This is a genomic window from Shewanella electrica (assembly GCF_022321485.1).
Lineage (GTDB): Bacteria > Pseudomonadota > Gammaproteobacteria > Enterobacterales > Shewanellaceae > Shewanella > Shewanella electrica.
In genome coordinates this window covers 1-295 of the sequence record NZ_JAKOGG010000129.1, presented here as the reverse complement: position 1 = coordinate 295, position 295 = coordinate 1, and the positions used below count along the sequence as shown (strand labels likewise).

General features: G+C 45.1%; 1 protein-coding gene. It reads left to right on the top strand.

Features of this window, described 5'->3' with window-relative positions:
* The coding region (locus tag L9G74_RS24025; RefSeq protein WP_238898557.1) for an EF-hand domain-containing protein at positions 1-186 on the top strand (186 nt) is incomplete at its 5' end.
* Between the last annotated feature and the right edge of the window lie 109 nt (positions 187-295).

The window sequence follows — 295 nt, the reverse complement described above, 5'->3', positions numbered from 1 at the left end:
GCTTTCCGTGTGTTTGACAAGGATCAGAATGGTTTCATCTCTGCAGCAGAGCTCCGCCACGTAATGACCAATCTCGGTGAGAAGCTGACTGATGAGGAAGTCGATGAGATGATTCGTGAGGCTGACGTTGATGGTGATGGGCAGATCAACTACGAGGAGTTTGTCAAAGTCATGATGGCCAAGTGAGGACCATTCCAACCATAACCTAAATTTGAAAAGCATATAAAGAGAAGAGGGACAGGGCAGATAAGTTTTGATGAGAATTCTATTCCCATTAGGTCCATCTTGATTTGGG